16 protein-coding genes and 2 pseudogenes are annotated in these 16,879 nt (G+C 59.5%); 7 read left to right on the forward strand and 11 right to left on the reverse strand.

Translation table 11 applies throughout. The features are described from left to right. Together ACUXH0_RS14515 and ACUXH0_RS14520 are read right to left on the reverse strand one after the other, a co-directional pair. Positions 1-413: pseudogene (locus ACUXH0_RS14515) on the reverse strand (copper resistance protein B); the annotation flags it as partial. Positions 414-432: 19 nt separating this feature from the next. Next, a complete protein-coding gene (locus tag ACUXH0_RS14520) occupies positions 433-2,301 on the reverse strand; it encodes a copper resistance system multicopper oxidase (RefSeq protein WP_104577723.1) in 1,869 nt (622 codons plus the stop codon). Between the two features lie 187 nt (positions 2,302-2,488). Here ACUXH0_RS14520 and ACUXH0_RS14525 point away from each other — a divergent pair, with 187 nt between their 5' ends. From ACUXH0_RS14525 to ACUXH0_RS14540, 4 genes are all read left to right on the forward strand, one after another. Continuing rightward, complete coding sequence (locus ACUXH0_RS14525; RefSeq protein ID WP_182594181.1) at positions 2,489-3,175, forward strand: heavy metal response regulator transcription factor; 687 nt, start codon at positions 2,489-2,491, stop codon at positions 3,173-3,175. Beyond that, positions 3,175-4,545 (forward strand): heavy metal sensor histidine kinase, encoded by a 1,371-nt coding sequence (locus ACUXH0_RS14530; RefSeq protein WP_012755706.1) that lies wholly within the window; start codon positions 3,175-3,177, stop codon positions 4,543-4,545. The genes ACUXH0_RS14525 and ACUXH0_RS14530 overlap by 1 nt, the downstream gene beginning before the upstream one ends. A gap of 226 nt (positions 4,546-4,771) precedes the next feature. After that, positions 4,772-5,098, forward strand: coding sequence for a four-helix bundle copper-binding protein (locus tag ACUXH0_RS14535; RefSeq protein WP_009241640.1), 327 nt, complete (start codon positions 4,772-4,774; stop codon positions 5,096-5,098). 130 nt (positions 5,099-5,228) lie between these two features. Further along, positions 5,229-5,462, forward strand: a complete 234-nt coding sequence (locus tag ACUXH0_RS14540) for a hypothetical protein (protein WP_009241641.1) — start codon at positions 5,229-5,231, stop codon at positions 5,460-5,462. 136 nt (positions 5,463-5,598) lie between these two features. Here the strand turns inward: ACUXH0_RS14540 and ACUXH0_RS14545 are convergent, their stop codons facing one another. The 5 genes from ACUXH0_RS14545 to ACUXH0_RS14565 form a co-directional block, all read right to left on the reverse strand. Next, on the reverse strand, positions 5,599-6,081 hold the full coding sequence (locus ACUXH0_RS14545) for a hypothetical protein (RefSeq protein WP_009241642.1): 483 nt from the start codon (positions 6,079-6,081) through the stop codon (positions 5,599-5,601). Continuing rightward, a complete protein-coding gene (locus tag ACUXH0_RS14550) occupies positions 6,078-6,926 on the reverse strand; it encodes an FAD:protein FMN transferase (protein ID WP_009277715.1) in 849 nt (282 codons plus the stop codon). Before ACUXH0_RS14550 ends, ACUXH0_RS14545 begins: the two co-directional genes overlap by 4 nt. Beyond that, a complete protein-coding gene (locus ACUXH0_RS14555) occupies positions 6,923-7,444 on the reverse strand; it encodes an FMN-binding protein (RefSeq protein ID WP_004635288.1) in 522 nt (173 codons plus the stop codon). The genes ACUXH0_RS14550 and ACUXH0_RS14555 overlap by 4 nt, the downstream gene beginning before the upstream one ends. Positions 7,445-7,471: 27 nt before the next feature. Next, entirely contained in the window at positions 7,472-8,380 is a 909-nt protein-coding gene (locus tag ACUXH0_RS14560) for a DUF6662 family protein (protein WP_004635287.1), read from the reverse strand. A gap of 83 nt (positions 8,381-8,463) precedes the next feature. Further along, on the reverse strand, positions 8,464-10,749 hold the full coding sequence (locus ACUXH0_RS14565) for a copper-transporting P-type ATPase (protein WP_009241644.1): 2,286 nt from the start codon (positions 10,747-10,749) through the stop codon (positions 8,464-8,466). 263 nt (positions 10,750-11,012) lie between these two features. Between ACUXH0_RS14565 and ACUXH0_RS14570 the strand changes: the two are divergent. The 3 genes and pseudogenes from ACUXH0_RS14570 (at position 11,013) to ACUXH0_RS14580 (ending at position 14,318) form a co-directional block, all read left to right on the forward strand. Beyond that, a pseudogene (locus ACUXH0_RS14570) lies at positions 11,013-12,814 on the forward strand (copper resistance system multicopper oxidase). A 178-nt stretch (positions 12,815-12,992) separates the two neighbouring features. After that, on the forward strand, positions 12,993-13,757 hold the full coding sequence (locus ACUXH0_RS14575) for a copper resistance protein B (protein ID WP_232295862.1): 765 nt from the start codon (positions 12,993-12,995) through the stop codon (positions 13,755-13,757). 126 nt (positions 13,758-13,883) lie between these two features. Beyond that, entirely contained in the window at positions 13,884-14,318 is a 435-nt protein-coding gene (locus tag ACUXH0_RS14580) for a CzcE family metal-binding protein (protein WP_232295863.1), read from the forward strand. Between the two features lie 16 nt (positions 14,319-14,334). On the opposite strand, the gene ACUXH0_RS14585 is transcribed toward ACUXH0_RS14580, so the two are convergent. The 4 genes from ACUXH0_RS14585 to ACUXH0_RS14600 form a co-directional block, all read right to left on the reverse strand. Continuing rightward, positions 14,335-14,589, reverse strand: coding sequence for a nicotinamide mononucleotide transporter (locus tag ACUXH0_RS14585; protein ID WP_009241650.1), 255 nt, complete (start codon positions 14,587-14,589; stop codon positions 14,335-14,337). A gap of 145 nt (positions 14,590-14,734) precedes the next feature. Continuing rightward, a complete protein-coding gene (locus ACUXH0_RS14590; RefSeq protein WP_009241651.1) occupies positions 14,735-15,142 on the reverse strand; it encodes a hypothetical protein in 408 nt (135 codons plus the stop codon). A 77-nt stretch (positions 15,143-15,219) separates the two neighbouring features. Next, on the reverse strand, positions 15,220-15,615 hold the full coding sequence (locus ACUXH0_RS14595; protein ID WP_009241652.1) for a GtrA family protein: 396 nt from the start codon (positions 15,613-15,615) through the stop codon (positions 15,220-15,222). 68 nt (positions 15,616-15,683) lie between these two features. Further along, complete coding sequence (locus ACUXH0_RS14600) at positions 15,684-16,439, reverse strand: class I SAM-dependent methyltransferase (protein ID WP_009241653.1); 756 nt, start codon at positions 16,437-16,439, stop codon at positions 15,684-15,686. Positions 16,440-16,879: the final 440 nt, after the last annotated feature.

Consider the following 16,879-nt stretch of genomic DNA (forward strand, 5'->3'; position numbering starts at 1 on the left):
GAGCCCTGGTCCATACCCTGCATTGAGCCCTGGTCCATACCCTGCATCGAGCCATGGTCCATACCCTGCATCGAGCCATGGTCCATACCCTGCATTGAGCCCTGGTCCATACCCTGCATTGAGCCCTGGTCCATACCCTGCATTGAGCCCTGGTCCATACCCTGCATCGAGCCATGGTCCATACCCTGCATCGAGCCATGGTCCATACCCTGCATCGAGCCATGGTCCATGCCCTGCTTCGAGCCATGGTCCATGCCCTGCATCGAGCCATGGGCAGTCGGCCGAGTGCTGGCGCCCGAGCTTGGCGCCATGGCGTCGTAGGTAGCTGTAGATTCCTGTGCCGACGCGGCGTTGATGCCGACAACGGCCAAGGCAACTGCCAATGCTGTCTTAACGTGCTTATGCGTGGTCATTTGACTTGTCGATCCGGGCTTAGGCGACGATCACTTCACGGAACATACCTGCATCCATATGCAGCATGAGATGGCAATGCCAAGCCCATCGTCCCAGAGCGTCAGCCGTGACAAGGAAGCTAACGCGCTGCGCGGGCTGCACCGGAATCGTGTGCCTGCGCGCCAAGAATGTACCGTCCGGCGCCTCGAGTTCGCTCCACATCCCATGCATGTGCATCGGGTGCGTCATCATCGTATCGTTGTGAAGGATGACGCGAAGACGCTCCCCATAGCGGAAATGGACGGGGGTTGATTTGCCGAACTCAACGCCGTCGAGCGACCATGCGTAGCGCTCCATGTTGCCGGTCAAATGCAACTCCACCTCGCGCTGCGGGCTGCGGGCGTCCATGGGGCCGCCGATCGTATGCATGTCCTGCAGGACCAGCACGCGTCGCCCATTGTTGCGCAGCCCAATGCCGGGATCGTCGAGGTTTGTCCGCGCCATATCGACATGCATGTCGGTGCTTGGACCGTACTCTGTTCGCGCATGACGGGCCTTCTTGCTCGGCACCTTCAAGGAGTTTGCGACGTTGCCCTGCATCGTTCCATGCTGGCTGTGGTCCATGACCATGGCGCCATGGTCCATCCCAGACATCCCAGACATCCCAGACATCCCAGACATCCCAGACATCCCAGACATCCCAGACATCCCAGACATCCCAGACATCCCAGACATCCCAGACATGTCACCCATGTCACCCATCATATCCGCCATCGTCAGCCATTCGGCCTTGTCGACAGCTGGCACAGGGGCTTGCACACCCGGACGCACGGCGAGAGTGCCGCGGGCGTACCCGGTCCGGTCCATCGTCTGGGCAAACACTGTGTGGGCCTCGTCCGTTGGAGCGACCACTACGTCGCAGGTCTCGCCAGGGCCGAAGCGGAACTCATCGACCGACACCGGCTCGATATCCTGTCCGTCGACCTGCACCACCTTCATTTTCAGGCCCGGAATGCGAACGTCATAGAACGTGTTGCCGGCCCCATTGATGAAGCGCAGCCGTACCGTCTGGCCCGGAGAAAATAGGCCGGTCCAATTCCCCGCTGGCGTCACGCCATTCATGAGGTAGGTCAGCGTTGCGCTGGAGAGATCCGCCAGATCGGTCGGATTCATCCGCATCTGGTTCCACATCCGTCGCTTGTCCATGGCAGAGGTCCATCCCTCACGCGAGACGTCGCGAAAGAAATCGACCACGGTCGGCTGGTTATAGTTGTAGTAGTCGCCCTGGATCTTGAGCTTGGTTAGGACGCGCATCGGATCCTCGTCCGTCCAGTCGGAGAGCAAGACGGTGTAATCGCGATCGGCCCGCACGCGGTCCTCGCCCGCGGGGTCGATAACGATGCCCCCATACAGCCCAGTCATTTCCTGGAAGCCGGAGTGCGAGTGGTACCAGTAACTGCCGCTCTGCTGTACCTTGAAGCGATACGTGAATGTTTCGCCCGGAGCGATCCCAGAAAAGCTGATCCCGGGCACGCCGTCCATCTGGAACGGCAGAATGATGCCGTGCCAGTGAATTGACGTGGGCTCCGGCAGGCGGTTGGTTACCCGGATGGTGACCGTGTCACCTTCACGCCAACGCAACGTCGGGCCGGGCAGCATGCCATTGATGGTGGTGGCCATGCCTGGCTTGCCGGTGAAGTTCACCGGGGTCTCGGCGATCACCAGATCGAACTCCGTGCCTCGCAGCACGGGCGCAGTGCCAAAGGCCGCGCCCTGGGGTTGCGACGCCCGCGCGGGCATCCCGCTTAAACCCAGGCCGGCGATCACCCCTCCGGCTGCCAAGCCCTGCACAAATCGCCTCCGAGGAAGGTTCGGAAGCACCACGCCCATTGCACGATTGCTGCGCATCTCTTGATTCCTTGCGTAAGTCCCTGATGAGATTTGTACGGCAGGAGCAGACTAATCACTGCAAGGCTACTTTAACCTGACCGATACATTACATATTGGTCAGGTTGGTCAGCAACCAGGCGGCTCCATGTACGCTACAAGATACCGATCGCACTTTTCGTGCGCCATAAGTAATAAAGAGACAGACATGAAGCTCCTTGTTGTCGAAGACGAATCCAAGACTGGCGAATATTTGCAGCAGGGGCTGTCGGAAGCCGGCTTTGTTGTTGACCTCGCCCGTAATGGGATGGACGGCCGTCATCTTGCAATGACGGGCGACTGTGACCTCTTGATCCTTGACGTGATGTTGCCCGATCTCGAGGGGTGGCAGATTCTGCACGCGCTGCGCTCAGCTGAACTGGCCGTACCGGTGCTGTTTCTGACCGCGCGCGATAGCGTCGCCGATCGGGTCAAGGGCTTGGAACTAGGCGCGGACGATTACTTGGTGAAACCTTTTGCATTCGCGGAATTGCTCGCCCGTGTTCGGAGCCTGCTTCGACGAGGCAGTGCGCCATCACTTGCAGAACGCATCCAGGTGGCCGACCTGGTGCTGGATCTGACTCGCCGCCGTGCTTCCCGCGGCGGGCAGCGAATCGCGTTGACCAGTAAGGAATTCTCGTTGCTCGAACTGCTAGCCCGCCGTCATGGGGAGGTGCTGCCCCGATCCCTGATCGCGTCCCAAGTCTGGGACATGAATTTCGACAGCGACACCAACGTGATTGACGTCGCCATTCGACGCCTGCGCGCCAAAATTGACGATAACTTCGAACCCAAATTGATCCATACCGTTCGTGGTATGGGTTATGTCCTCGAAGGCCCGGAGGATGGGGAGTAATGCGGCGCCTTTCATTGACGGCGCGGCTAACCGCATATTTCTCCTTGTCGTCAGCGGCCGTGTTGTTGGGCCTCGGCATTCTGATTGCCCTGGCGATGGAGGAACACTTTGCCGTGGAAGACTTTACGGCGTTGGGCGAGAACGTGAACGTCATTCGCCGGGTGGTTGAGAGTAGTTCTGCGGCCGAGGTCTCCACTCGACTCAACGACGTGTTGCAGCATCGCACGGATCTGATTGTGCGGGTCCAGGCGCCACAGGGTCAGCCCCTTTTTGCTACCCCCAACTTTGACTTTGCGGAGGTGTTGCGCGTGCTGCGCAAGGCAGGCCGCCATTCCGGGGCCCTTGTTTGGCAGCAGGGCGAAGAGCAATACCGGGGTGTGCATATGCAAGTGCCACTGCGCGACGGCGATGCGCTCGACGTGTTGGTGGGCATCAATACGGAGATCCATGCGCATTTCCTACGAGCGTTTCGGAAGACGTTGATGCTCTACATCGCGTTGGCCGCCTTGGCGAGCGGCCTATTCGGATGGTGGGCGGCCCGGCGCGGGCTGTTGCCATTGCGCGCAATGGCTTCGCGAGCGAAGTCTGTAACTGCCGACCGCCTGAACGAACGGATGCCGGTTGATATGGTACCTGTCGAGGTTGCCGATCTTGGCGTGACGTTGAACGGCATGCTCGCGCGCCTGCAGGGCGATTTCCAGCGACTCACCGACTTCTCGACCGATATCGCACACGAGCTACGCACACCGATCACCAACCTGTTGACGCAAACCGAGGTGGCACTCTCACAGACTCGCGAGCCTGCGAAATACAGAGACGTCCTTGCTTCAAACGTGGAAGAGCTGCAGCGGCTGGCTCGGATGGTGTCGGACATGCTTTATCTAGCCAAGATGGAGCACAACCTGACGCTGCCTAGTGCCGAGATGATCGAGCTTGCCGACGAGGTGCGTGCCCTCTTTGAGTTCTACGATGCGTTTGCAGAGGACAAAGCCGTGCAGTTGCAAGTGGAAGGACAAGCGCAGGTGCGCGGCGATCGGCTCATGCTCAGACGCGCCTTCAGCAATCTGTTGTCGAATGCAATACGGCACACGCCCAGGTGCGGCCGTGTGATCGTTTCCATCAAGCCAGGCGAGGAGGATCTCGCCGTGACGATCGACAACGACGGCGAAGCGATTGCTCCTGACGTGCTGCCGTTCATCTTCGAGCGCTTCTTTCGTGCAGACAAGTCACGCGCGCGTCCCGAATCTGACGGAGCAGGCCTTGGCTTGGCCATCACCAAAGCAATCGTTCTCGCCCATGGGGGAATCATTTCTGTTACACGCGCGCACGACCGTACTCGATTTACCGTCCGGCTGCCGATCCGCTCCTGAACTTTGGGCGTCCGCTCGCTGACGTGATGCGCCGGCTCGACCAGGATGACGGCACAGGCGCAGTCCAACCTGTCCGAAATCTTGCTTACCTATGACGTTTTTGAAAGTATGTGCACGCATCACAACATGGCGACAGCATTTCTCCACAAGCACCAAGGCCCAGGCTCTCTCCTTGCTCCACGTGCATCGTGCCATTTCGGCACGTCGCCAATCAAGGAGAACCCAAATGCCTCACCAATACTTCCAAACCTGCATCGATGAATGCGCCGCGTGTCACGTGGCGTGCCTGCACTGCGCCGCCTCCTGCCTGACCGAAAAGGACGCTCTGACATTGAGCACCTGCATTCGGCTGGATCTCGATTGCGCTGATATCTGCGGGACCGCCGTGGGGTTGATGGCGCGAGGCAGCACCCAAGCCAATGCCATATGCGAACTGTGCGCGAGAATCTGTCAAGCTTGCGCCGCCGAGTGTGCCAAGCACTCCCATGAGCACTGTCAGGAGTGCGCGCGCGCCTGCGAGAAGTGTGCCGACGCCTGTCGTGCCATGCATTGAGGGTGGCATACCGGATCAATCTCGCTGATCTGGCGCAGTTGTAATACGAGGGTCACGTTTCTGTCAGCCTCAGCCTTCTACACTGCCGTGACTAGCAGTGTCTTGTTTCAACTTGAAGAAGGAGAACGCGATGAACATCCTGAAAAAATCCGCATTGATGGGGGCAGCGTTGCTGGCGCTCGGTATCAACGTCGCCAACGCGTCAATGGCTACCGGCGCGCGCGACCCCTATACCGATGGCGGTCACGCGATGGGCAAGCGCGACCCCTATACCGATGGTGGACGCGCAGCGCGCGACATCTACACCGATGGCGCGCATTCGATGGGCACACGCGATCCCTACACGGACGGCGGTCACCAGTAACTGAAAGCTCAACCCCGGAACACCCCCTTCCGGGCTTTCCCCCTCACCCCGGAGCGCACCTCCGGGGCTTTTTTGCACGTCGAGGCATTCGCTGCACGTGCTCGCTGGACTGACTCATCAATCCGCTTCAATCGCTCTAGTGCCGCGCACTCTTGCTCGCCGACGCACGATAGCCTTCGTGGCGCTTCCGGCCGATGAGCATGTGTAGGGGAACGGCCGCAACAGCGGCGATGCCCATCACAAGGTGCGCAGTCTTTGCAAGACCACTCCAATCTTCGGGGCCGTAATACAGACCATAGGCGCTGATGGTCAGCAGCAAGAACACGATTCCCGTCAACGTGCCGGTCACGCGGTTGCGGCGCGCGACCCACGCGAAGCGGATGTGCTGCGGCAGCATGGAACCGAAGAGAATCAGGCTGCAGAACGCAAAGGCGCCGTGCAATTGCAGTATCTGGCGGACGACCGGCGCATCCGCCCATTGAAGCAGGTCATGCAAAACTGTCCACACCAGTCCAGACACCGCTACCGCTAGTAATACGGCGAGAGCAAGCCAATAGTGATACGGATGCAAGCGGATGCCTGTCCCTTTAAGCGGATGTCGATGCGAGGATTGCGTCATGATGCAACAACGTGTGCGTGATAACTCGATAGCGCGCGGATCGTGGAAGGGGCCGTCGTGCCCGCAAGCATGGCAACCTTGGTAAGAGCGTCCGCCCAGATACAGCGAGGAGCGATAACGGTGACAGTCCGCTCTGCGCAGGGCGCCTCCGTCAGTATTTGTTGCGATCGAATGGACTCAGTACCGGGAGGCAATCCGAAGCTTTCTGCGAAATAGTGACCGCTGGTGGCCGCGGCCCCGTGGGCGAGCATACCGAGTAATTCCAGCCGAGCCGGCGCGTTGGCACTGCGTACGTGGATGGGCTGCGCATGTGTGCCAAAGACGCGCAGATCCCCTCCAGCCGAAACGGCACCACTGCGGATGCCGTGGTGCCGTAAACTCAGGACGGCCATGTCGACGGCAAAGCCTTTGGCGATGCCACCGAGGTCCAACCATAGCGGGCGCCGCTTGCCGATGCGATTTTCACCGAGCGTCACCACGTCCGCAATCCGCGCGTCGACTTCCGCTGTCGGCCCCGCCGGGCGGGGCAGAATCTTGTGTGCCACCAACATGCGGGCCACGGTGGGGTCGAACACGCCGCCGGTACGCTCGTGCATGCGCTGGGCCTCGCGCAGCACACGCATGGTCCAAGGGTGAACGCGGACCGCTTCGCCTACCGACGCCGCATGCAGACGTGACAAGTCGCTATCCGAGCGCTGGAAGCTCATCAACGCCTCGGCTTGCTCGATTACGGAGAACGCCGCTGCGATGGCGGTTTCTGCCAAGTGAGCGCAGTCCTGGGGATACACATCGTCAATGCGAACTTCAACGAAAGTCCCCAATAGCGGTTTGGAGCGACGAATCACATCTTGGCTAGTAAGAGGTCATACACAGCCAGCACCCGCTTGACTCCCTGGGTGATGTGTTTGCATGAGAGCGTCGCGCCACTGATGTTACGGATGTCTTTACCAAGCTGCACAGCATCCTGCGCGGTCTTACCAACAAACTGGGCACGCCAGTCGGCATTGCGCACCTCATAGCCATACGTTTCCTGGTACGTCAGGATATCGACGGCGCGCACGGCTCCCTTGGCGTCGAGCGCCACGGCATACGTGATTTTTTCATGCTTGCCCACCACGCGATCCACGATGAACCAGCCGCCAGTCGACACTTTCCAGACCCCCTTGTCATTGAATGGCTCGTGTACCCCGGAGCGCTCGTTCAATGTTTCGCGAATCTGGTCCGTAATCTGGAGAGGCACGGCCTGAAAACTCGCGCCAGGAAACATCTGCGCCTGAGCCTGTTGAACTGTCAGGTATTCCGTCGCTTGGACGGGCACGACCAGCACCGCAAGCGGCACTGCCGCCATGGGAGTCCACTTCATGTCTGTCTCCGTATCAATGGACGCGCTTCAAAATGGGAACCCCACCTTGACCATGAACTCGTTGCGCGCATGCTCGTCACCGAAGATACGGTTGCCTGCCACTACGTCCGCCTGGTCCTCGTTGTAGGTTTTGACTACGGGCAATTGGTGGCGCCACGCGGCCGTTACCCACCAGTGTTTGGTGGCGTAGTGCAAATTGGGGCCAAGAAACCACGCGGAGTGATCACGACGGTTATAGCGATACCCCTGGAATTCACGATGGTTGCGCGCCTCCATGCCCAGGCTCAGGTTGTCGGTCAAGCGATAGGACACGCCGGCGGTCAGATCAAGCATGGAAGCACGCTCAATATCACCCATGGCGGTTTTGTCGCGCTCATGGGCACCGAGAATATTGGCGGCAAAAATGAGCCGATCATCCAACCAGTTCTTCTGCAAGATGATGCGCCATTCGAGATCGCGCTCACGGGGCCCCAGTTCTGGCTCGATGTACAGTGCCAAGCCGATCGGATCAGTCACTGGGTTCATGAGTTGGTAGATCGCTTCGAGTGAAACAGTCTCGAAGCGAGTCTTGCGGTAACGCCCAGTCGGATCGTCATTGGGACCGAGATCTGTCAGCGGCCCACGCGTGGTGCCATCAAGACCATTCCGATTGGCGTTCACGTAGCTCCAGTTGAAATAGCCGGCCAATTGGAATTTGTCCGTCACGCCGTACTCGACTTCTTCGCGGTTGAGCAATCCGCTATAGGATCCTTGGGACTGGCCCCGCTGCAGGAAAGACTGGTGCTCGAATTCGAAGCGGCCTTTGGGCATAACGTCGGCCGTGTAAATCCACCCGAACGGCGATTCGCCGGCAAGCGCAGTTGTGGAACACAGCCAGGCAAGCGCCCCAGCAAGCCAAACCTTCCCCCAATGCGTGCTTTTTGTAGCACCTTGCATTTGACTCCCCTTCCGAAATAAGGAGATTGTAAGGGAGAATGAGAATTGTTCGCAATAGCCTCGTGAAGCGGCGAATGCTGGGATCAGAGTCGGGTCGCACGGAGTCGCAGCGCATTGGCGACCACCGATGCCGAACTCAAGCTCATCGCCAATGCGGCAATCATGGGTGATAACAGAAGTCCGGTAAAAGGATAGAGCACGCCGGCAGCCAATGGCACACCCAGTGCGTTGTAAAGGAAGGCGAAGCCGAGGTTTTGCTTCATGTTGGCAATCGTTGCCTCGGATAAGGCGCGGGCACGGGCAATGCCCCGCAGGTCGCCTTTCACGAGGGTAACCTGGGCGCTGTTCATCGCGACATCGGTACCGGTACCCATCGCAATACCCACGTCGGCTTTGGCGAGCGCCGGTGCATCATTGATGCCGTCGCCTGCCATCGCTACAACCAAGCCTCGTTCTTGAAGTGTGGCGACCAACGCCAGCTTATCCGCAGGCTTGACCTCGCCGCGAAACTCAACAATGCCAAGTTGTTTTGCGACGGATTGGGCGGTCACGTTTCCGTCGCCGGTAGCCATCACGATCCGAAGCCCATCGGCTCTGAGTTGGGTCAGGGCCTGCGGTGTTGTCGTCTTCACGCGATCGGAAACCGACAGCAGGCCAGCAAGGACCCCATCGACCGCCAGGTACATCACACTGGCGCCTCGGGCTCGCATGGCGTCTGCCTCGGTGGAGGCGGCATCGACAGCAACCGCGTGCGCCTGCATCAGCGAGGTGTTGCCGAGCGCCAGGCTTCGCCCAGCGACGTGTCCTCTCACGCCGATCCCTGACGCGGATTCAAAATCTTCCGGCCGCTCGAGCGCGAGCCCCTGTTCGCGCGCTTGCGCCACGATCGCAGCGGCCAAGGGGTGCTCACTACCTTGGTCCAGACTGGCCGCCAAGCGCAAGACGTCCATGTCGGAAAATCCATTGAGGCCAATGGCCCGATCGAATGAGGGGCGCCCTTCGGTCAACGTGCCTGTCTTGTCCACAATAAGCGTGTCGACCTTGCGCAGGTTCTCGATTGCTGCGGCATCCCGAAAAAGAATGCCGTGTTCGGCCCCTTTGCCGCTGGCCACCATGATGGACATGGGCGTGGCAAGCCCGAGCGCGCACGGGCAAGCAATGATCAGCACGGCGACCGCATTGATCAAGCCGTGGGCCCAACTCGGCTGTGGACCCCAGATCCCCCAGGCGAAGAGCGTCATGACGGCGATGCCGACCACACCGATCACAAAGACGCCCGCCACCTTGTCTGCCATCCGCTGCATCGGCGCCTTGGAACGCTGTGCTTGCGCAACCATTTGTACGATTTGCGAGAGGACCGTCTGCGCGCCCACTTTCTCGGACCGGACCACGAGTGCGCCCGAGGTGTTCATGGTGGCACCGATCACATGGTCGCCCGCGCGTTTGGAGACGGGAATCGGCTCACCGGTGATCATCGACTCGTCGAGCGCGCTCGCGCCCGCGACCACAACGCCATCCACGGGCACCTTTTCACCGGGTCGCACACGCAGCAAATCGCCCACATGAACATGGGCAATGGGAACATCCTCTTCGCTGTCGTCTGCGTTGATACGCCTGGCCGTTTTCGGGGCCAAGCCGAGTAGAGACTTGATTGCGGCTGAGGTCTGCGAGCGGGCTTTCAGTTCGAGCATCTGCCCCAGCAGTGTCAATGAAATGATGACGGCCGCCGCTTCGAAATACACTTGCACCCGGCCGGACGCCGCAAAGGTAGAGGGAAACACACCCGGCGCAACGACCGCTACCGCGCTGTAAAGATAGGCAGCCCCCGTGCCCAGGCCGATGAGCGTCCACATGTTCGGGCTGCGGTATACAAAGGATTGGGCACACCGTCTGAAGAATGGCAATCCCGCCCAAAGCACGACCGGTGTGGCCAGTGCCAACTCAAACCTGTCTTGCCATGCTGGATCGAGGCGAGTCAATCGGTGTCCAGCCATGGCCAGCACAAAAACAATCGCCGTCAATGGAAAGCTTGCCCAGAATCGCCGCCGGAAGTCCGCAAGCTCCGCATTCTCTTCCTCCTCTACCGCGGGCATGACCGGCTCCAGCGTCATACCGCATTTGGGGCACGTGCCGGGATGATCCTGGCGAATCTCCGGATGCATCGGGCAGGTGTAAACCGTGGGCGCGAACTCCGTCGTTGATGAGACGCCTGCTTTGTCGCTCTCGACAGCCTCGGGCACGGGGGGCGAATGAGCGTGTTGGTCGTCGCTGTCGCATAGGCGTTGGTGCGTGTACTCGTTGTGTGTTTGCGGTGCGTTGGCGTTTTCCTGGCGCGAAGCTGCTTCTTTGTGGCTGTGCTGGCGGGTCATGCTCGGCATCCTGTGAGGAAAGAGTGGCGCGCTACGAAGGTCGTAGTGAGCATAGCGGTCTGGCACAGGAGGAGCAATGGTGAGCGAAGACAACAACGCCGCCGTTGCACCCTCCGCCCTGGGCATGCCCCATGCTACCGACATTGAGTCCCGTTGGGGACTATCGTTCGTAACGCAGGACCACAACCTTCCAACATAGGGAGAGGATCGTGAGCGACAGCATTTCACTGGGCAGCGTGGGCCGCCGCAAGTTTTTGCACCGGATGGCTGGCACGGTCGCAACCGCGTTCGGCGGGACAATGGCCGCGCCCATATGGGCACAACAAGTTCAGAACTATCCGGGTGCGCTTACGGGGACCGACTTTGACTTGACTATTGGACGCACGCTCGTCAATTTCACTGGGCGCGCACGCTATGCCATCACCGTGAATGGGTCGATCCCAGCGCCGATACTGCGATGGAAGCAGGGGTCAAAGGTGACACTGCGGGTCACCAACACACTGGACACGCAAACCTCGATCCACTGGCACGGCATCCTCGTTCCATTTGCGATGGATGGTGTGCCCGGCGTGTCATTCCCTGGCATTCCCGCTCACCAGACATTCATCTACACGTTCAAGGTGAGGCAGGCCGGCACCTACTGGTATCACAGTCACACGCGTTTTCAGGAGCAGCTCGGACTCTACGGCCCATTGGTAATCGAACCACAAGAGCCAGATCTCGTCCGCAGTGACCGCGACTACATTGTCATGCTGAGCGATTGGACGGACGAAAATCCAGACAGCGTGTTCCTACATCTGAAGCAATCGAGCGATTTTTATAACTTCCAGCTACCTACGGTCGCCGACTTCGTTGACGACACAAGGACAGTGGGCATCTCGGGAGCGCTCAAACGTCGGCGCATGTGGAACGAGATGCGCATGAACCCTACCGACCTCGCCGACGTATCAGCCGCCACTTATAGCTATTTAGTCAACGGCGCCACTCCCTTTGCCAACTGGACGGCCATCGCGAAGGCCGGCGAGCGCGTACGACTGCGCTTTATCAATGGATCGGCTACCACTACCTTCGACGTCCGGATTCCGGGTCTAACGATGCGCGTTTGCGCAGCGGACGGGCAAGACGTCGAAGCGGTGGACGTCGACGAGTTCCGGATCGGGGTGGCCGAGACCTACGATGTGTTGGTGCAAATGCCCCAGGATGCTGCATACACGATCTTTGCTCAGGCGATGGATCGCAGCGGCTACGCACGTGCCACACTCGCGCCGGAGCCGGGCATGCGCGCCGAGGTTCCACCGATGGACCCTAAAACTTGGCTCTCCATGGCGGACATGGGAATGGAGACTAGCGGGATGGCTATGGGCAGAGAACAGCCCGGTACCACGATGCGAATGCCAAACAACGGATCCCACTCCGCCCCCCGCCATTCAATGCCGGAGATGAGCGGACCCGTGGCCGATATGCAAGACAAGCAACCGCAGTCAGGCCATGAAGGAATGGCATCCCCCATGCCGATGCCGCCACGCCAAAAGCCCATGATTTCTCCGCCAATGACGATGTCGGTCATGCAGACCGGCCCCGAAGTCGACATGCGTTCCATGAATCCTTCGAAGTCGCTCGCCGACCCCGGTCCAAGATTGCGCGACAACGGCCGTCGGGTATTGGCCTATGCGGATTTGCGAACGCTCGCCCCCCCATTGACGCTCGGCCCCCGGGCCGCGAAATCGTCCTGCACCTGACCGGAAACATGCGCCGGTTCATTTGGGGGTTCGATGGCAAGAAGTTCTCCGAGGCTGAGCCAATCCGTTTGTATTACGGCGAACGGGTGCGGATCACCCTCGTCAACGACACCATGATGAACCACCCCATGCATTTGCACGGCATGTTTAGCGAATTGGAGAACGGTGAGCGCCAAGCCCTCGTTCGCAAGCACACCATCAACGTTCAACCGTCCAAGCAGATCAGTTTCCTCGTGACGGCAGATGCCCCGGGGCAGTGGGCATTCCATTGTCACCTGCTGTATCACATGGAAGCCGGCATGTTCCGCAAGGTGGTTGTGGCCTAACCCATCGGCTAAGGAGCGAGTCATGTTGCCAAGAGTGCAAAGATGGCTGTGTTTGGTCGCCGCGCCGCTGGCGCTTACTGTGGACGCCGCAGGCGCACAGACAGCAGGCTCCTCCATGCAAGCCATGCCACAGAAGCGACAGGGCATGCCTGACCAAGTTCTCAGCCAGGGAGCAAACATGTCCGCATCACCCGAACGGGCCGCTAATACCGAGGAAAGCGGCATCAACGTCATCCTTAAGAGCGATGAGCCTCGCGTGCCCATGCGAGATCCCAAGCGAGGCATCACCATGCCGGGAAACACCATGGCCGACAACGACGTTTATCACCAATTCTTGTTCGACCGGTTCGAAGCCATACGCGCTCCCGCTGCCACCGGGTTGGCGTGGGACATGCACGGATGGATCGGAAAGGACATCAATAGGCTGTGGCTCAAACTGCAGGGTATGCGGCTATTCGGTAAGACCGAAGATGCAAAAGTTGAGGCGCTGTGGGGACATGCATTTGCTCCGTTCTGGGATTGGCAGACGGGCATTCGGCGCGACTTTGGTGGCGGGCCGGCGCGCACATGGGCAGCGTTCGGAATCCAAGGCCTTGCGCCTTACTGGTTCGATGCAGAGGCGACACTGTACGTCAGCAACGCGGGGCGCGTGGCTGCGCGTGTACGCTCTACCTACGACGTCCGCTTCTCACAGCGCATCGTCCTGACTCCCGAAATCGAAGCGAACGCCTACGCAAAGACTGACGAGGCACGGGAAATCGGCAGCGGGCTGGCTGACCTCCGGCTAGGTCTGCGACTCCGATACGAAGTCCGCCGCGACTTTGCTCCGTATATCGGCGTGGTTTGGGGCAAGAAGATGGGCAAGACCGCCGACTTTGCGCGAGCGGCGGGGCAAAGCGCGACAGATAGGCAAATCATTGCCGGCATACGGTGGTGGTTCTGAATGGGGGCATGGCCCTTTTTTTGTGTACCTCCCCTGAGGCTCATCTTCGGTATGAGCGCCTTACCGAGACGTAATTCGCGAGTCATCGAAGGGAGAGGAATGCCTCTCTAGAATCGTTCACACCACTTGACGCTCCAGGAGAAAACGATGAATCGCAATGGACTTGCTTCGCTCATGCTCGCAGTCCTCTTTGCCGCAAGCTCGGCGGCATGGGCCTCTGACAAATTCCGCGGTGACGGCGGGGACAATTGGATCGAACACGTGCGGCAAAGCCCGTCGGCACCCCCGTCGAATATGAACAAGACCGCATTGTTGTTCGGCTCACCTGCCCCTGCGTCAATGGCTGCGCGCACGGTGGTAGTGAAGCCCGGGATGAAGTACATCAATGTTGACTCCGGTGAGACCATCGCATTCTCCACGGGGACCGGGACGCAAGCGTGGACATTCATTGAAGCGATGCAGAGCACCTCGGTCGACCTGGGCGTTCTGCTGCCGGATGCACCCGAAGCCAAGGGAGTGCGTGTCATCATCGCGCGCAGCACCTGGTTCACCGGCAGTTAAAATACCACCAGCCCTGTCACGCCTCACACGGTTGTGCAGGGCTGGTTTCATTGCACCGCTTTGCTCGTCGCCAAGCGATCAGAGCCGTGACCTGGATCCCTGTGTTGACGAACTGCAATGCAATCAATGCAAATTGCTTGGTCTCCCAGTACACGAACACCAGGCCCATGTTGCCGGCAATCCAGGCTAGATAGCCGCGCGGGTCTTTGCGGGCAATGAATAGCTGGCCGGTTAAGCCGGCCAAGATAACGAAGAGTTGCAGTGGGCTCACGGTGATTTTTCGACTGTTGCGGCGGTTTCGCTACTGTGTCAGAACAGTGCAACGCGCAGTCTCTGCAACAGAGGCACATTGCCCGCTCATTCTTGGCTTTTGCCGTGCGGGCTAACGTCTGCCTCAGGTGTTGCACGCGGAGAAATTAAGGCGCCGCTGTACTGACGACCACCATCATTGGAGTCCAAGCCTCCATAGCCAGTTCTCTCGCTTCCCCCGGCTCCAACACCAAATCGATCGGTTGCGTGCCCGGTAGTGCGCCGATCCCGCCTGCGTCTTGTATATCCAAGCGGAGTTTCACGGAAACGCTTCCACGGTTGACCAGCCGCATGGAATAGCGCTGTTGAGACGAAAGCGTTTTGGACAGAATATCGCCCCGTTTGAGCGAAACGTCGATCTCTTCAGGGAGTGCGGATGAGGGCTGCATGCCGCCCAACGTCACGACGGGGTTGTGGGTGCCGAACCCATGTTCGAGATGCAGGACGAAGGCGCTTGCAATCGTGGGAAAGCTGGCAAGGGTTGCCAATATCGATATGACAGTACTTTTTCTCATGGCATCGTCTCCTGATGTAACTGCCCTAAGGCGTGTTGAGGCTGTGCTGTCCAGTGTTTGCGTTGGTGAGACATGGGTCACTTATCGAGGGGGGGCACGCGCGCACCGGAAAACGTCCAACGGCGGTGGAGATTGAAATTGATCAGGACCAAGACCCCGGTTGCGGTCACCTGCGCAACCAGATAGTGGAACCCTAAAGCGAGGAGGGATGCCAGTGCCCAGGCGTTGATCAACAATGCCAGCATCCATACGAGGGCGAATCGGGCGAGCGTCTCCGGGATCTTGGCTGACGCATCGAAGACCCACCGCCGACTGACCGAGTAGTTGAGCACCAGCCCCACCAGCGCCGCAATGGTTGATCCGAGCACAGGCTCGGTCCCCATTTGGACCAGCGCGTATAGGGTCAGATAGTGAGCGGCGGTGGAAACACCGCCGCTCGCGAGGTACCTGTAGAAGCGATGTCGATTCGTCATGGCGGCTCATTCTCGTAGGTGTATCGGACACGTGTAAATGGCGGGTTCCTGTTCGTTGAGTCGCTACCTTACTCCTTGACCGCAATGGCGAGCAGTGAGCCGCCGGCCGGAAAGTGAATGCCGCGGGTAAGCAAGCGAGACTCAACGTTGCAGACCGTCGAGAACAGGCGATTAAGCGTTTTCCCGATACGAAAGCCTTCGTCAACTTCCTGCTCGGTCCGTGCGATCTTTTGATGCAGACGCGAAAGAACCATGACCGGTAGCAGCAGCGACATAAAGGAGTTGACATAGAGCGGTCGGAACCCGGTGGCGCGCAACTTTTCAATGAGATCCCGGCGCGTATAGCGACGTTTGTGCTTGGCCGCATCGTCCACGCGGCTCCAGAGCCGGGGGTGCTGGGGCACTGTCAAGATCAGCCCGCCACCGCGCCGGCAGGCCTTGTACATCTCACTTAGGGCACGTCGATCATCATCGATATGCTCGATGACATCAAAGGCGCCGACCACCTCAAATGCCTCAACAAACGGTATCGCGCGAGCATCCATTTGCAAGAACTTCGCCCCGCAATGACGGCGCGCCATCTGGAGTGCATTCAGCGAGGGTTCCCCACCGCACACTTCTGCGTGCCGAAACCGATCTGCAATCGCGGCTAGGTTCTCCGCTGTGCCGCAGCCAACTTCCAGAAACGACTGGAGCTGCGGGAAATGGCGCTGCAGCGCCCACACGATTAGCCTGCGGCGATGCACGAACCAAAAGTGGTCAGCCTGCAGCTTTTGGTATTCCTCGAACAGCGGCTCATGGAAGCCGTCGTTGTCCTGCAGCATCTCGGGCGCCAAGCAAGCGACGCCATCACGGATGGTGGCTCGCCAGCCACAAGCGCTGCACGACCAAGCGAAGGGCCTCAAGGGTGTATGGCAACTTACACAGATATGCACGGCAAACTCCTACGCAGCAAGCAACTGCGCCATTGACGGCGTCCTGGTTGCTTGCTGACGAAACACTCGATTTCCCTTGGCGCGTGTAGAGGCGCTGCCAAAGGTCTTGCCGATGCGCCGTCTGCCTCCTCTTACAAAAGCGAAAGCTGGCTCGCCATCGGCGATGCGTGTTAGACAACCAGCCGAGGAGGCCGTAGGAGAAGGTCCGGGACGAAGCTGAGAAAGTGAGCGCGAGACGAACGATGTGTTTTCAATCTCGGCTGGTAAGCGGACATGGTCAGTCCCGCCAACATCGCATGCTGCGGAACTTCCCCGCAAGACGGACATGA

It is taken from the genome of Ralstonia sp. 110700041-2 (assembly GCF_056280165.1).

Bases quoted from the DNA above. Each gene is read 5' to 3' on its own strand.
- ACUXH0_RS14520 (WP_104577723.1), bottom strand. From the start codon at position 2,301: ATGCGCAGCAATCGTGCAATGGGCGTGGTGCTTCCGAACCTTCCTCGG.
- ACUXH0_RS14525 (WP_182594181.1), top strand. From the start codon at position 2,489: ATGAAGCTCCTTGTTGTCGAAGACGAATCCAAGACTGGCGAATATTTG.
- ACUXH0_RS14530 (WP_012755706.1), top strand. From the start codon at position 3,175: ATGCGGCGCCTTTCATTGACGGCGCGGCTAACCGCATATTTCTCCTTG.
- ACUXH0_RS14535 (WP_009241640.1), top strand. From the start codon at position 4,772: ATGCCTCACCAATACTTCCAAACCTGCATCGATGAATGCGCCGCGTGT.
- ACUXH0_RS14540 (WP_009241641.1), top strand. From the start codon at position 5,229: ATGAACATCCTGAAAAAATCCGCATTGATGGGGGCAGCGTTGCTGGCG.
- ACUXH0_RS14545 (WP_009241642.1), bottom strand. From the start codon at position 6,081: ATGACGCAATCCTCGCATCGACATCCGCTTAAAGGGACAGGCATCCGC.
- ACUXH0_RS14555 (WP_004635288.1), bottom strand. From the start codon at position 7,444: ATGAAGTGGACTCCCATGGCGGCAGTGCCGCTTGCGGTGCTGGTCGTG.
- ACUXH0_RS14560 (WP_004635287.1), bottom strand. From the start codon at position 8,380: ATGCAAGGTGCTACAAAAAGCACGCATTGGGGGAAGGTTTGGCTTGCT.
- ACUXH0_RS14565 (WP_009241644.1), bottom strand. From the start codon at position 10,749: ATGACCCGCCAGCACAGCCACAAAGAAGCAGCTTCGCGCCAGGAAAAC.
- ACUXH0_RS14575 (WP_232295862.1), top strand. From the start codon at position 12,993: ATGTCCGCATCACCCGAACGGGCCGCTAATACCGAGGAAAGCGGCATC.
- ACUXH0_RS14590 (WP_009241651.1), bottom strand. From the start codon at position 15,142: ATGAGAAAAAGTACTGTCATATCGATATTGGCAACCCTTGCCAGCTTT.
- ACUXH0_RS14595 (WP_009241652.1), bottom strand. From the start codon at position 15,615: ATGACGAATCGACATCGCTTCTACAGGTACCTCGCGAGCGGCGGTGTT.
- ACUXH0_RS14600 (WP_009241653.1), bottom strand. From the start codon at position 16,439: ATGCTGCAGGACAACGACGGCTTCCATGAGCCGCTGTTCGAGGAATAC.